This is a genomic window from Bradyrhizobium sp. UFLA06-06 (genome assembly GCF_054820065.1).
This window is the reverse complement of record NZ_JADFUD010000029.1, coordinates 1-14,025: the sequence shown is the minus strand read 5'-3', so window position 1 is coordinate 14,025 and position 14,025 is coordinate 1. Positions and strand designations below refer to the sequence as shown.

The 14,025-nt window shown below is 64.8% G+C and carries 12 protein-coding genes; 4 read left to right on the top strand and 8 right to left on the bottom strand.

The genetic code is table 11. The annotated features are described in order from the left end of the window. Positions 1-32 precede the first annotated feature (32 nt). The 3 genes from IF803_RS23915 to IF803_RS23905 are packed head-to-tail and all read left to right on the top strand — an operon-like array spanning position 33 to position 3,779. Positions 33-1,805 (top strand): adenylate/guanylate cyclase domain-containing protein, encoded by a 1,773-nt coding sequence (locus IF803_RS23915; RefSeq protein ID WP_461193644.1) that lies wholly within the window; start codon positions 33-35, stop codon positions 1,803-1,805. A 43-nt stretch (positions 1,806-1,848) separates the two neighbouring features. After that, positions 1,849-2,739 carry a phosphatase PAP2 family protein gene (locus IF803_RS23910; protein WP_461193643.1) on the top strand — a complete coding sequence of 297 codons (891 nt, stop codon included), beginning with the start codon at positions 1,849-1,851 and terminating at the stop codon, positions 2,737-2,739. Further along, positions 2,736-3,779: an A4/G1 family peptidase gene (locus IF803_RS23905; RefSeq protein ID WP_461193642.1), complete on the top strand. Its 1,044-nt coding sequence runs from the start codon at positions 2,736-2,738 to the stop codon at positions 3,777-3,779. Before IF803_RS23910 ends, IF803_RS23905 begins: the two co-directional genes overlap by 4 nt. A 1-nt stretch (position 3,780) precedes the next feature. On the opposite strand, the gene IF803_RS23900 is transcribed toward IF803_RS23905, so the two are convergent. From IF803_RS23900 to IF803_RS23870, 7 genes are all read right to left on the bottom strand, one after another. Further along, the gene (locus tag IF803_RS23900; protein WP_051447974.1) at positions 3,781-4,524 is read right to left on the bottom strand and encodes an ABC transporter ATP-binding protein; all 744 of its coding nucleotides are present in this window, start codon (positions 4,522-4,524) and stop codon (positions 3,781-3,783) included. Beyond that, on the bottom strand, positions 4,505-6,304 hold the full coding sequence (locus IF803_RS23895) for a branched-chain amino acid ABC transporter ATP-binding protein/permease (RefSeq protein ID WP_461193641.1): 1,800 nt from the start codon (positions 6,302-6,304) through the stop codon (positions 4,505-4,507). Before IF803_RS23895 ends, IF803_RS23900 begins: the two co-directional genes overlap by 20 nt. Continuing rightward, on the bottom strand, positions 6,304-7,161 hold the full coding sequence (locus IF803_RS23890) for a branched-chain amino acid ABC transporter permease (RefSeq protein WP_461193640.1): 858 nt from the start codon (positions 7,159-7,161) through the stop codon (positions 6,304-6,306). Before IF803_RS23890 ends, IF803_RS23895 begins: the two co-directional genes overlap by 1 nt. 19 nt (positions 7,162-7,180) lie before the next feature. Beyond that, positions 7,181-8,377, bottom strand: a complete 1,197-nt coding sequence (locus tag IF803_RS23885; RefSeq protein ID WP_244435725.1) for an ABC transporter substrate-binding protein — start codon at positions 8,375-8,377, stop codon at positions 7,181-7,183. A 161-nt stretch (positions 8,378-8,538) separates the two neighbouring features. After that, positions 8,539-9,522 (bottom strand): NAD(P)-dependent oxidoreductase, encoded by a 984-nt coding sequence (locus tag IF803_RS23880; protein ID WP_461193638.1) that lies wholly within the window; start codon positions 9,520-9,522, stop codon positions 8,539-8,541. A 12-nt stretch (positions 9,523-9,534) separates the two neighbouring features. Then, positions 9,535-11,391 (bottom strand): TRAP transporter large permease, encoded by a 1,857-nt coding sequence (locus IF803_RS23875; RefSeq protein ID WP_304496402.1) that lies wholly within the window; start codon positions 11,389-11,391, stop codon positions 9,535-9,537. 9 nt (positions 11,392-11,400) lie between these two features. Further along, positions 11,401-12,432 (bottom strand): TRAP transporter substrate-binding protein, encoded by a 1,032-nt coding sequence (locus IF803_RS23870; RefSeq protein WP_461193636.1) that lies wholly within the window; start codon positions 12,430-12,432, stop codon positions 11,401-11,403. Between the two features lie 161 nt (positions 12,433-12,593). Between IF803_RS23870 and IF803_RS23865 the strand changes: the two genes are divergently transcribed. Beyond that, entirely contained in the window at positions 12,594-13,334 is a 741-nt protein-coding gene (locus tag IF803_RS23865; protein WP_461193635.1) for a FadR/GntR family transcriptional regulator, read from the top strand. 221 nt (positions 13,335-13,555) lie between these two features. Here the strand turns inward: IF803_RS23865 and IF803_RS23860 are convergent. Further along, the coding region (locus tag IF803_RS23860; RefSeq protein WP_461193633.1) for a transposase at positions 13,556-14,025 on the bottom strand (470 nt) is incomplete at its 5' end.

The window sequence follows — 14,025 nt, the reverse complement described above, 5'->3', positions numbered from 1 at the left end:
TTATCAGTAAAATTTGCAGAAGTATCAATAATATGATGACCCCATCGACGCCGGAAGTTCGACGACGTCTTGCGGCAATCCTAGCGGCAGATGTGGTCGGGTATACGCGCTTGATGGAGGCGCACGAGGAAAACACGCATACCCGTCTGATGCAATTGCGCTCGGAAATCCTCGACCCGGGTGTCACGGCGCAAAACGGAAGGATCGTCAAGAATACCGGCGACGGCTTCCTTGCAACATTCGATACCGCGCGCGACGCAACGCGGTGTGCTCTCTCACTCCAAGAGGCTGTTGCCGTGAATACAGCCGGGATGCCCGCTGACGAGCGCATCAGCTTTCGCATAGGGCTGAATGCCGCGGATATCATCGTTGAGGAAAATGACGTCTATGGCGAGGGCGTCAACATCGCGGCGCGTCTTCAGAACTATGCGCAAGCGGGCGGCGTCGTGATTTCGGGAGCCGTTGCGGAGCAGATCGGCCGGGACCTGGACGTCAGCGTGATTGATCTTGGCGATCTGCATCTTCGCAACATGGGCCGGCCTGTCCGCGTATATGCGCTCCACCGATCCATGCAGCCCGCGAAGCTTGTTGGCGAAGCCCCGGTAGGCTCGGAACCTCGCCCCTCGATTGCCGTTCTGCCGTTCCGAATGAACCTGACCACCCCGGAAGAGGGGTATTTCGCTGATGGTGTCGTTGACGACATCATTCGCGGCCTTGCCGGGCTCAAGGAGCTTTTCGTCGTATCACGCGGATCCAGCCTCGGCTTCAGCGGCCGCAACGTCGACGTGCGCGAAATCGGGCTCCGGCTCGGGGTTCGTTATGTCCTCTACGGGGGGATTCAGAGGACGATGACCTCGGTCCGTATCGTGACCGAACTCAGCGACGCCGAGTCGGGCGAAGTCATTCGCTCGGACTTGCATGAAGGCGACCTTCGCGAACTCTTTGCGCTTCAGGATCGGATAGCCATCAACGTTGTAAGACAGATCGCGCCGCAGGTTCGCGAGCGTGAGCTTATGCGATCGATGCGGAAACATCCGCAGAACCTCACCGCCTACGATCTCGTATTGCAGGCGCTCGATCTGTTGTACCGGATGGACTACGATTCCTTTTCCAAGGCACGCGGCCTGCTCGAGCAAGCCATTTCACACGATCCAAATTTTTCGTTGGCCTATTCCTACGTCGCGCTGTGGTATGTGTTCCGGATAGGGGAAATCGGATCGCCGGATCCCGAGGGTGATGTCATCGCCGGCGCCAGATACGCCAAGGAGGCGATCGATCGAGGCGGCGACGATGCATTCGCGCTGGCGGTGTATGGTCACGTCCAGTCGTTCTTGCTGCATGACTTTCAGAGCGCAAGGAAAGCGCTCGACCGCGCGATTGCCGCCGGCCCAAGTTCGGCCATGGCCTGGACCATGGCGAGTGCTACATCCGGCTTTCTTGGCGATGGCCCAGCCGCCGTCCGCCAGGGTGAGCAGGGAGTCCGGCTCTCGCCGCTCGACGCGCGCTCGTTCTGGCACGAAGGGCTGTTCGGCCAGGCTCACTACGTGGATGGCGACTATGAGCAGGCGCTGGAGTGGGTGCGTGGCGCACTGAACCGCAACGGACTTATTCGCTTCAATCATCGTCTGCTCATCGTCACGCTTGGTGCCTTGGGCCGCCGTGAAGAAGCAGCGGAGGCGGCCCGCCGCTACCTGGAAATTCAACCCGGATTTCGCATTTCGTCCTACGCGCCACACTGCCCGTTTCGTGGCGGTGCATTGGAAACCTGGCTCGGCCACCTGCGATCGGCGGGGCTTCCTGATTGACTGGTATTGCTGACGGCAACTGCCGAGAGAGGGAGAGACGTCGATGACAGGCAACACAGGTAACACGGGCAATACCGGAAACACCGGCAACACCGGCAACACCGGAAACACCGGCAACATTGGAGGGGGTGGCTGGTTTATTTCAGACCGCGTTGATTTGCCATTCGTCACGAGGCTCGACCCCTCGGGCACAGCCGAGCTTGGCAGCCTGCGACGGACGCCGCCGACGTATTTCGGCAGCCGACAATGGTCTGCAAACTGGTATGCGTGGCGTGTCCTGCATCAGTTCATCGCCAATGTCCCCACCTGGGCGGCCACCATCGATGCTGACGCCACCTTCACGCAAATTCGGGGCGACCTGATCGCCAATTATGCCGCCCAAATCGACAACCTCGTGCTTGCCGCGCGGGATGAACGGCCGGATGCCATGGGCGCGATCCTCTCGCAGGACGTTGAATTTTTCTCGGATTTTCTCGCCGTGCTGACCGCCAGGCCTGGTTCGCATCCGCAAACCTGGCGCCTATTGAATATCGCGAGTTTGATTGGGTCCTTTGCTGCATTGTATTTCAAGGATAAGTACGATTTGCCCCGGCCGTCGCAGATTTGTCCCGCTTTGCTGCCGCCGATCCAGGTCCCCGGTCACTCGTCCTGGCCCAGCGGGCATTCGACCCAGGCGCATTTTATGAAGAACTGCATGCTTCGGGTGTTCGCCGCAACGACAATGTCTGGGGCCGACCAGGGCGTATGGAAGTCCGACCTGTCGATTCTGGCGGATTCGATTGCCCGAAACCGCGAGATCGCCGGTGTGCACTATCCGAAGGATTCAGAAGCCGGCGCCAGAATCGCCGATCTGCTGGACACCGTCATTCTGACGCCAACCACCGTGCTGATGTTTGACGCCGCAATCACGGCTGCCGCAGGCGAATGGCAATGAGCAATCAGGATGGGCAGAGCCCCACATACGACGTCGAAGGCGCGACGAAGGTCATCAAGGATTCGACGACCAGCGTTCTTCCCCCCACCGGCTTTCGCACTTTGGTGGCGTCGCAGGACGAGCTGAAGGCGCTCGGTTTTCCAAGACGACCGGACCCGGCGCGTCAGCCGGCCGAGTATGCATTCTGGCAAAAGATGTTTAGTCCGACGGTGGCCTTCGAGGCCTTCGATTTCCGGGTGCGTTCCCCGGTCACTGCGGGCCTCCGCAGATCTTTCGCCCAATCGCCGCGGCGGGAAAGCAGCCTCAACTGGTCCGGGGCCTACATCACGCCGAGGGATGGCACCATCTTCTCGTCGATCTGGGGCAAGTTTCAGGTTCCAACACCAACCCGGCCGGCCGGCGGCCTGGCCAGCGAGACGTATCACAGCTCGACCTGGATCGGCTTCGATGGACAACGCCGGTATTACAGATCGACCTTGCCGCAAATTGGCACCGCGCAGAACATCGACCCAGCCACGGGCGCGGGCAGCCCGACGACGTCGTTCTTCGCGTGGTGGCAATGGTGGGTAAGGGGCGACCCGGCTCAAGCTTTTCCCGTAACGCTTGTGTCGCCGAAGGTTCATGCCGGCGATCTGATCATGTGCCTCATGCAGGTAGCGCCGGATCGCACGGGTGTGTCGTTCGTGATCACGAACCTTACGACCAGTCGCTCCGTACAGTTCTTTCAAACCGCACCCCTCACCCATCTTGGGCAGCCCTTCAAGATTCCCGGCGCAACGGCGGAATGGGTGATGGAGAGGTCGGCCGCCCCGGGAAATCCAACCCCCTTGCAGCTTCCAGACTACGGTACGGTGGTTTTCCACGACTGCGGCGCGTCGGCGATCAACACGGATACCGGAGCGATGGTGGAGCGCAATCTCTCCGGCGCGAGGCTCATCGACATGCATGTCGTGAAGGAGAAGGAGAAGCCGGAAAGAACCGAGAAGCCCTCCATCGCGAAGCCGATCGGTTCGACGGAGTTTCTGACGCACTTCCGCTAGCTTACCCCAACGCGTGGCTTTCATGGCCGAAATAGGCGCGCTCGAGCCGGTGCGCGAGGTCGCTCTCCCCGGTCGGCGCCTCCAGCGCGATCGCGCCCTGCACCAGCGCGTAGACGCGATCGGCACAGGCGAGCGCCTTCTCCAGCAACTGCTCGACCAGCAGCACAGAGGTGCCCTGCTCGCGCAGCCGGCCGATGACGTTGAGGACCCGATCGACCAGCACCGGCGACAACCCCGCGGACGGCTCGTCGAGCATCAGGAGCCGCGGTCGGCGGACCAGGCCCTGCGCCACCGTCAGCATCTGCTGCTGCCCGCCCGACAGCGCGCCGCCGCGTTCATGCCGCTTCTCGGCGATCTCGGGAAAGAACGCCAACGCCTCCTCGATCCGCACGGCGCGCTCGGCGCGCGGCAGGTCATAACCGGCGAGCAGCAAATTGTCGGTCACCGAGATCTGCGTGAACACGCGATGTCCCTCGATCACATGCACGAGCCCGGCCCGCGCGGCATCGCGCGGCGTCGCGTTGGTCATGTCGCGGTCGCCGAACCGGACCCGCCCGGCAGTGACCGGCAACAGTCCGGACATCGCGCGCAGCAGCGTGGTCTTGCCGGCACCATTGGGCCCGAGCAGCGCCACGACCTCGCCGGCGGCAATCGTGACGTCGATGCCGTGCAGCACACGGATCTTGCCGTAGCCGGACTCCAGCCCATTGACCGCGAGCAACGGTTCAGCCGCCGAGATAGGCACTGACGACCTCCTTGTGGACACGAATCTCCGCCGGAGTTCCCGCCGCCAGCGTCCGGCCCAGATTGAGCACGGTGACCTGGTGGCAGATGTCGAAGATCAGATCGGCATGGTGCTCGACCAGCAGCACACCGGTGCCGCGACCGCAGACCGCCTTGATCAGGCCGGCGAGCCGCTCGATCTCGTCATTGGAGAGACCCGCGGCGGGCTCGTCGAGCAGCAGGAAGTCCGGATCGAGCATCAGCGCCCGCGCGATCTCGATGAAGCGCAGCTCGCTGTGCTGCAGGCGATCGGCGCGTATGTCGGCGAGCGCCTCGAGGCCGACGACGCCAAGCAGCGCGTGCGCCTTGGCGGCGAGCAGACGCTCGTCGGCACCGTTGCGCGGCAGTGCGAGCATCGCCTCGACGAAATTGGCCTGGCCCTCGATCGAGCCGCCCATCATGACGTTCTCCAGCACCGAAGCTTCGCCGACCACGCGCGGCGTCTGGAAGGTGCGCGCGATGCCGCACGCGGCGCGCTTGACCGGCTGGCCCGCGGCCAGGACTTCGCCGCCAAGCGTCATGGTGCCGGCTTTGGCGGCATAATAGCCCGAGATCACGTTGAGCGTCGTGGTCTTGCCGCTGCCGTTCGGTCCGATCAGCCCGTGGATCGCGCCGGGCGCGATATCGAGATCGAGACCGTCGATCGCCTTCACATTGCCGAAGCTCAGCGCGATGCCGCGCAGTTGCAGCGTCTTGCCGCCGTCCCTGCGGCGCACGATTTCGGAGAGTGCAGCGGGGCGCGGAACGATGGCGCGGTTGCTGGCGAGCGGACGGCGGTTGCGAAAATCGAGCAACGCCGCGATGCCGCCCGGCATCACCAGCACGATCACGAGCAGCAGCACCGCGTAGAGGAAGGTCGACCATGCCGCGAGCGGCGCCGCGATCTCGGGCAGGATGGTCAGGATGATGGTGCCGAGCATCGGGCCAAGGATCGAGCCGCGGCCGCCGATCAGGATCGCGATGAAGAACAGCACCGAAAGATCGAAGGTGAACGCATCGGGCGTGATGTAGGTCTGCAGGGTCGCGAACAATCCGCCGGCGATCGCCGCCAGCGCGCCGGCGAACAGGAAGATCGCGATCAGCATTTTCGGCTTGGAGATGCCGCTGGCCTCGGCGGCGACCTCGGCGTCGCGCACCGCGATCAGCGCGCGGCCGAAGCGGCTGCGCGCGACATTGGCGCTCATCCAGGTGGTGACGACCGCGAAGGCGATGCAGAGGGCGTAGAAGCCCCACGGCGTGTTGAACGGTACCGGGAATTCCGGACCGGCAATGCCGATGCCGCCGCCGGTCACGCTCTGCCAGGCCAGCGCGATCTGCGTCACGATGGTCGCAAAGCCGAGCGTCGACATCGCGAAGTAGAAGGTGCGCAGGCGCAGGGCCGGCAGGCCGACGACCACGCCGAAGATCGCGCCGATCAAGCCGGCGATCGGCAAGGCGACGAACACCGGAATCGCCGGCATCACATTGCCGGCAACCAGCACGCTCGTCGTGTAGGCGCCGAGCGTCAGCAGCGCGACATAGCCGATCGCAAGGTGACCGGCAAAGCCGACCACCAGATTGAGGCCCGACACCAGCACCCAATAGATCGCCATGCGGGTGCCGATCAGCACCCAGTAATCATTGCTGACGAACGGCAGCAGCACCGCCGCCGCCAGAATGCCGAAGAACGGCAGGACGTGCGGCAGCGCGGCGCGCCACACGCCGCTGTCGGTTCGGGACGGAGTGGCCACGACCGACGTCATCACACCCTCCGCGCTGTCGAAGCGCCGAACAGCCCTTGCGGCGCGGCGAGCAGCACCACGATGAACAGCGTGAACACCGCGACCGAGGAGAAGATGCCGCCGACCAGGAAGTTCGCGGCCTGCTGGAACAGGCCGAGCGCCAGCCCGCCGATGATCGCGCCTCTGTTGTTGCCGAGCCCGCCCAGCGCCACCGGCACGAAGCCGTAGAAGTTGAGCAACGCGCCGTTGGCGAAGAAGGCGAGCAGCAACTGCCCGCCGGAAAACCCGGCGATGCCGCCGACCACGCCGGCAAGCGCGTAGCTCGCGACCCGCAGATTGCGCTCCGGCAGGCCGAGCGCCCGCGCCGCAAAATTATCCTCCGCGATGGCGAGGAACGCGCGGCCGACCAGGGTGCGGCGGTAGAGATATTCAAGGCCGACGATGGTGACGGCGCAGGCGAGAACCGGCAGCCAGAATTTCTCGTCGAGGACACCCTGGCCGAATCCTGCGATGCGTGGGAACGGCTGCGGCTCGGTGCCCCATTTGATCGCGGTGATTTGCTGGATCATCAGCGCGACCGCGAGGGTCGAGAGCACGTAGAGATGCTGGTCGAGGCTCTTGAGCACCGGCCGCACCGCGACGAATTCGGTGATGATTCCGATCACCGCGCAGCAGAGCAGCGTCAGCACGAAGCCGACGGCAATGGGCAGGCCGAGCTTCAGCGTGAACATCGAGCCGAACACGCCGCCCAGCATCGCGAGCTGGCCGGCGGTGAAGCTCATCACCCGCGAGGTCGAGAACATCGTGTTGTAGGTGACGCCGACGAGCGCGTAGATCGCGCCCGCTGCGAGACCGGATGCAAGGATCGAGGCCAGCATCGGCTGCGCCCTCGCCCTTCTATGTATACCCCGGCGCCAGCGCGAAGGTGCCGTCCTTGGCGGTAGAGGCTTCCGACATCACGATCTCTTCGGTCAGATAGCCGTTGTGCTCGGTCGGCGAGAAGCGGTAATTGCCGAAATAGCCGGGATAGGTCGACAGCGTGTTCCAGTACTTGATGATGCCGGCACTGTCGGTCGAGCCGCTTTCGGCGACTGCCTTGGCGATCAGCTCGATGCAATCGATGCCGCCGGCGACCCACCACAACAGCGTGTCGTTCAGCGCGATGTTGGCCTTGGTCAGGCGCGCGACCAGGTCCGCGCTCTTCGGCGGCAGCTTGCCGGCGCCGTCATAGCTGCAGCTCTTGTAGCCGATCGCATAGACCTTCTTCCAGTTCTCCGGCTTGGCGACCAGGCTCGCAAGCTCGCCCGACGCCATCGAGGGATGCCCGACAAAGGGCACGTCCCAGTTCATCGCGGCGCGGGTGTTGAACATGCGCGCCTCCATGCCGGTCGAGACGCTCCACACCACGATCGCTTCCGCGCCGGCATTCTTGGCACGCAGCATATCCGGCGTCATGTCGGGCTGCGTGGCGTCGATATTGGCCTGATAGGCCACCTCGGCGCCGTCCTTCTTGAATGCCGCGACGGAGGCGCCGACCGCAGTGACGCCATAGCCGGTGGTGTCGCCGATCACCGCGACCTTCTTCACCTTGAGGATCTTGAGACAGTAGTTGCGCACGGCATCGTCCCATTGGTTGTTCGACGGCGCGATGCGGAACGCGTTGGGGAACTTGACCGGGTCGATCAGGGTCTCGACGACGCAGGGATGCAGGTCCGGCATCTTGGCGCGCGCCATGATCGGCGTTGTCGCCAGCGCCTCGCCCGAGTTCAGCGGGCCCCAGATCGCATGCACCTTGGCCTGGCTGATCAGCTCCTGCGTGGCGTTCACCGCCTTGGTCGGATCGCCCTGGGTGTCGCGCATCACGAGCTCGATCTTGCGGCCCTTCACCCCGCCGGCGCCGTTGATGGCGTCGACCGCGAAGTTGACGCCGCGATTGAAGCCGACGGTCGGCGCCGAGCTCGGGCCGGTGATCGCCGCGAGACAGCCGATCTTGATCGGTTCCGACTGTGCGATGGCAGGCGCTGGGAAGGAAAATGATGCGGCGCCCAATGCGCCGGCGCTGCCCAACAAAACGTCACGGCGTGACATAGCCATGTGATGCCTCCCTGTTTCCCTCTCGGCGCCCGTCGTTTGTTGCGGGACGTCCGTTCATTGATTGTCCGCGCGCTCAGGGGCCGCGGTTATGCGGGCCAAGTCTGGGCCGGATGCGAAGCTCTTGTCCAGCCCCGCGGACGGCATTGGGCTTCGCCAAACTTTCATGGCCGAGGCCGCCGCGTCCAGTGCTCGGCATTGACCGCGCCGACGGGTATCTCGCCGGCAATGATCTTCGCGACCTGGCGTACCGTCTCCGATGACTGATGCTCGATCGCCTGCGGCGTCAGGCCGCCGACATGCGGCGTTGCGATCACATTGTGCATCTTCGCAAGCTCGGGCGTCGGCATCTGGTCCGGCGCGCGGCCGACATCCATCGCGGCACCCGCGATGCGGCCATCGCGCAGCGCGGCCGACAGCGCCGCCTCGTCGACGAGGTTTCCGCGCGAAAGGTTGATGAAGAATGCGTGCTTCGGCATCCGCGCCAGTGCGGCCTGCCCGATCAGGTTCTCGGTCTGCGCGTTGGCGATCGCGAGACAGACAACGTAGTCGGCGCGTGCCAGCAGATCGTCGAGCGGCAGATGCCGGATCGCCGCATCATCGATCGTTACGTAGGGATCGGCGACCAGCACATTCATGCCGAGCACCTTTGCGATCCCGGCAAGATAGCGCCCGATGCTGCCATAGCCGATGATGCCGATCGTGCTTCCCGCAAGCTGGCGGCCCATCACGACCTCAGGCGACGCGCCCGCATGATAGTCCGCGGTCGCCCGCGAGACGCCGCGCGACAGATCGACCATGAAGCCGAGCGCGAGCTCGGCGACCGACTGGACGAAGCCGGCACTCGCCTGTGTCACCAGCACGCCGGCGGAGGAGGCCGCGGCCACGTCGATATTGCGGATATCGACCGCGCACCGCACAAAAGCGCGCAGCTTCGGCAGCTGCCGAAAGATTGCTCCCGGCCCCTGGGTCATGCGGTCGGCGACGATGATGTCGACATCAGCCGCGGCCCTGACCAGCGCGGCCGCGTCGAGCGCCTCCTCCCCCTCGTGCAACTTGACGTCGGCGACCGCGCGCAGGCCGTTCAGGCTGCGCTCGCCGTAATAATCGCGGCGCATCTGGGGGGTATGGGCGAGCAGCACCTTCACGATCGCACTCCCCTAGTAGCCGAGCGCATGCGGCAAGGCCGTGCTGATCGCCGGTACGAAGGCGATCACCAGCAGGCACAGCAACAGCAGGCCGAGATAGCCCGCGATCGGCTTGATGGTCTGCTCGATCGGCACGTTGCCGATCAGGCAGGCGCCGTAGAGGCCAAGACCAAGTGGTGGGGCAAAGAGCCCAAGCCCCATCGCGATCACAAGCACGACGCCGAAATGCAGCGGATCGATGCCGAGCTTGACGGCAACCGGCAGCAGCAGCGGGCCGAAAATGATCAGCGCCGCGGCGCCTTCGAGCACCGAGCCCATCACCACCAGCACCAGGATCGACAGCAGCATGAACAGCCAGACCCCGTGGCTGCCCGAGATCGCCAGCATGAGGTCGCCGACGGCATGCGGCACCTGCTGCAGCGTCAGGATGAAGGCCAGCGACTGCGCCGCGGCGACGATAAACAGCACCAGCCCCGAACGAACAGCCGACTGCACGAAGCAGTGCGCGAGGCTCTTCGCGCCGAGCTCGCGGAACAGCAGGCTGCCGACGGCGATGGCATAGACCGCGGCGAAGGCGGAGATTTCAGTCGCGGTGGCAAAGCCGCTCTTGAAGCCGAAGAAGATCATGAAGATTAGCCCGAACGAGGCGATCGCGCCGGTCCAGAGTCCCGATACCGCGGCGCGCGGCTCGGCTTCCACGTTCGCGGCGGGACGCTTGCCGAAGATGATCGACACCGCGATCAGCGCCAGCGCCATCAGCGCGGCCGGCAACATGCCGGCGACGAACAGTCCGCCGATCGAGAGGTTGGCGACGAAGCCGAGGATGATGAGGTTGATGCAGGGCGGAATGGTCTCCGCCATGACAGCGGAGGCCGCGAGCAGCGCGACGGCTCCGCCCGGATTCTGCCGCGAGCGGCGCGCCGCCGGGATCAGCACCGAGCCGACCGCGGCAACGTCGGCCATCTTGGAGCCCGAGATGCCGGAGAACAGCACCATCGACATCACCATGACGACGTTGAGCCCGCCGCGCATCCGTCCGACCGCGCGCTGCAGCAGCTCGATCAACCGGACCGACATGCCGTTGGCTTCCATCAGGTAGCCGACCAGGATGAAGAACGGGATCGCGAGCAGCACGAAATTGTCGATGCCGCGCGCCATCTGCTGGGCGAAGATCACGCCGGGCAGCGTGCCCTCGACCCAGATGAAGATCAGCGCCGCCAGCGCCAGCGCAAAGCCGATCGGCAGTCCGCCGAACAAGGTGAGGAAGAAGCCGATCAGCATCAACGCCTGCGACGACAGCACGGACGATGGCGCCAGCGCATCCCAGGCGAGATACAGGCCGACGATGACGGCGGTCGCGACGATGGCTGCCGCCATGTCGCGCAGCGGCCGGCCACAGAACGTCTCGAACGCGAAGATCGTCATGAACGCCGCGCCGATCCCCATCGGATAGAACGTCCATTCCAGCGGCAGGCCGGAGCCGGAGGTCTGGCCGGTGGTCAGCCAGCCCATCTTGACGGCGTTGAACGCAACATAGCCGGCGATGATGGTGACGAGCAGCGCACCGACCGCGTCGACCATCCGCCGCAGGGCGTGCGGCAGCATGTTGACGAAGAAGGCGACGCCGAGATTCTCGCTGCGCGCGAGCGCGCTCGCGGCGCCGAAGAAGCTCGACCCGACCATCAGGCCGCGGGCGACGTCGTCGGACCATTCGACCGGCGCATTGAACAGGAAGCGGGCCAGCACCGAGACGCAGACCACCACGAGATCGGCGGCAAGCAGGAGCGCGGCGATCGCGTCGCTGACGGCGAGCAGCGGCGCCGTGATCCGATCAGCGCTGCTTCTCGCCTCGACTGCGGCCACTGACATGCGCCGACCTCAGGCCTGCGTGGCGCGGATCAGGTCGACGACGGCCTTGGCCTCGGGCCGCGCCTTGATGAAATTATCGGTCTGCGGCAGCACGCGCTTGCGGAACGCCTCCTTGTCGCATTCGACGACGGTGACGCCCTTCTCCACCAGCGCCGCCAGCGCCTCCTTCTCCACCGCAAGACCGTGCGCGCGGGTGTCGGTCGCGGCCTTGTTCGCCGCGTCGAGAAAGCCTTCGCGCAGCTTGGGAGCCATGCGGTTGAAGCTGGTGTCGCTGAAATACACCGCGAGCGGCGAGAAGATGTGCTGGGTCAGCGCATAGTGCTTCGCCGTCTCGTAGAACTTGCTCGCCAGGATGGTCGGCGGATCGTGTTCGAGGCCGTCGAGCACGCCGGCCTGCAGCGCCGTGTAGATCTCGCCGAACGCCAGCGGCGTTGCGGCGGCCCCCATCAGCCGCAGGCACTCGGTGATGATCGGATTGGGCAACGTGCGGATTTTCAGGCCGGCGAGATCCTCCGGCGTCTTCACCGGCTTCTTCGCCAGCACGCTGCGCGCGCCGAAATTATAGGCCCAGCCGATGATGTGAATGCTGGCGCCCTTGAGCAGCGCAGCCTCGATCGGCTTCGCCGCGCCGGCGTCGAACGCCTTGGTCTGCTGCTGGAAGCTGGTGAAGAGGTAACCGAGGTCGAAGGTGCCGACCAGCGGCACGAGATTCGCCGAGATCGACGAGCCCGACACCATCAGGTCGATCACCCCAAGCTTTACCGAGTTGATGACGTCGATCTCCTGGCCGAGCTGGTTGTCGGGGAAGAAGGTGACCTCGATCTGCTCGCCGAGCCCGTTCGCCTTCAGGCTCTTGACCAGATTGTCGTAGTAGACGCGGCCATTGGCATATTTGGGATCGTTCGGAAGCGACGACGAGCATCGCATCTTCATGGCCGCGGCTTCTGCGCGGCCGATGATGGCAGGCGCGGCGGCAAGCCAGGCGGTCGCGGCGACCGACGACTGCAGCACAATGCGGCGGCTCACGCGGTTCGACGTCATGATGGTGCTCCTCCCCGGGAACGGATCTTTTGTTGTGTTGGCCGCCCGCTTGACGGCGCGAGCTTGGCAGCCGATTTGTCATAATGTATGACAAAACGGACACGGTTGTGCAAGGGCGCGGCTCGGCGGCCGCGCAGGCTGCAACCGCAGCGAGGCCCACGATGTTCCAGACATCCAACGCGTTGCGTCGGAGCGTACACAGCCAGGTCACCGACCGCGTCGGCAGCAGCATCGTGCGCGGCGAGATCGGCGTCGGCGAGACGCTGCCGCCGGAAATCCGGATCTGCGAGATGATGGACGTCAGCCGCACCGTGGTGCGCGAGGCGATCCGCACCTTGACCGGCAAGGGCCTAATCGAATCCCGAACCAAGAGCGGCACGCGGGTCCGGCCGCCAGAGCAGTGGAATCAGCTCGATCCCGACGTGCTGCGCTGGCACCTCGAGAGCGCGGAGATCGACCGTTATCTGGCCAAGCTGTTCCAGCTGCGCGCCGCGGTCGAGCCGGCCGCGGCGGCGCTCGCGGCGAACCATGCCGAGGAGGTCGACGTCGCCCGCATCCGCGCCGGATGCGACGGCATGGACGCGGCAAAGACCAATGAGGAGTTCGTCGCTGCCGACATCGCGTTCCACCAGGCGATCTATTTCGCCACCCGCAACGAATTCTTCTGGCCGATCGCGCAGATGTTCGAGATCACCTTGCGCCAGAGCTTTACGATCGCAGCGCCGGGCTCGCACCGTCCGCGGGCGCTGCGCGAGCACCGCGCAGTACTGGACGCGATCGCCGCCGGAGATGCGGAGGCGGCGCGGGCGGCCACGGTCGTGCTGCTGACGAACTCCGCCGACGACCTGGTGCGAATCCGCGGCCGGGAGTTCGAGACGCCACGTCCAGCCAAGCGCCGATGATGTTGGTGACTGCGGTCGTGATGAGCTCACTGCTTCCACATGGTCGTCCTGGCGAAAGCCAGGACCCATAACCACCGCAAGTGGTTGCGACCGGGATCGTGGCCCCAGCGTCGCGCAAGACCTGACATTTGGGGTAATGGGTCCTGGCTTTCGCCAGGACGACATCGAATATGGGGCGCGACCTACATCCCAATCGTCGTCCCGGCGAAAGCCGGCAACTGTTATGTTGGTTTGGTCTGCAGGTACGGCTTTCGGTCTCGCATCATGGCATTGAGGACCGTGAGCAGCTTCCTGGCGACGGCGATGAGGGCGAGCTTGGCTGGTTTTCCGGCCTGTCGCAGCCGTGCATAGAAGGCCTTGAACGGATCAGCTCTGCGAACTGCGTTGAGGGCCGCCATATAAAGGGCGTCACGAACGCGCTTTCGGCCGCCCGCAATCTTGCGCTTGCCGCGGAAGGCGCCGCTGTCGACGTTGAAGGGAGCAAGGCCAGCGAGCGCTGCGAGTTGTTTCGGTCCGACCCGCCCGAGTTCCGGCATCTGCGCGATGAGCTGCATGCAGGCCACGGGGCCCACGCCGGGCAGCGAACGCATTAACTTCGCATCGTCCGCGATCTCCGCTTCGGCTTTAATCAATGCGCTGATGTCGGCCTCGATCTCGGCGATCTCGCTGTCGAGGACCTCGATGAGGCGGC

Coding starts and splice junctions, on each gene's coding strand:
- IF803_RS23885 (WP_244435725.1), bottom strand. CDS start 8,377: ATGGCTATGTCACGCCGTGACGTTTTGTTGGGCAGCGCCGGCGCATTG.
- IF803_RS23905 (WP_461193642.1), top strand. CDS start 2,736: ATGAGCAATCAGGATGGGCAGAGCCCCACATACGACGTCGAAGGCGCG.
- IF803_RS23895 (WP_461193641.1), bottom strand. CDS start 6,304: ATGACGTCGGTCGTGGCCACTCCGTCCCGAACCGACAGCGGCGTGTGG.
- IF803_RS23865 (WP_461193635.1), top strand. CDS start 12,594: ATGTTCCAGACATCCAACGCGTTGCGTCGGAGCGTACACAGCCAGGTC.
- IF803_RS23870 (WP_461193636.1), bottom strand. CDS start 12,432: ATGACGTCGAACCGCGTGAGCCGCCGCATTGTGCTGCAGTCGTCGGTC.
- IF803_RS23875 (WP_304496402.1), bottom strand. CDS start 11,391: ATGTCAGTGGCCGCAGTCGAGGCGAGAAGCAGCGCTGATCGGATCACG.
- IF803_RS23910 (WP_461193643.1), top strand. CDS start 1,849: ATGACAGGCAACACAGGTAACACGGGCAATACCGGAAACACCGGCAAC.
- IF803_RS23915 (WP_461193644.1), top strand. CDS start 33: ATGATGACCCCATCGACGCCGGAAGTTCGACGACGTCTTGCGGCAATC.
- IF803_RS23890 (WP_461193640.1), bottom strand. CDS start 7,161: ATGCTGGCCTCGATCCTTGCATCCGGTCTCGCAGCGGGCGCGATCTAC.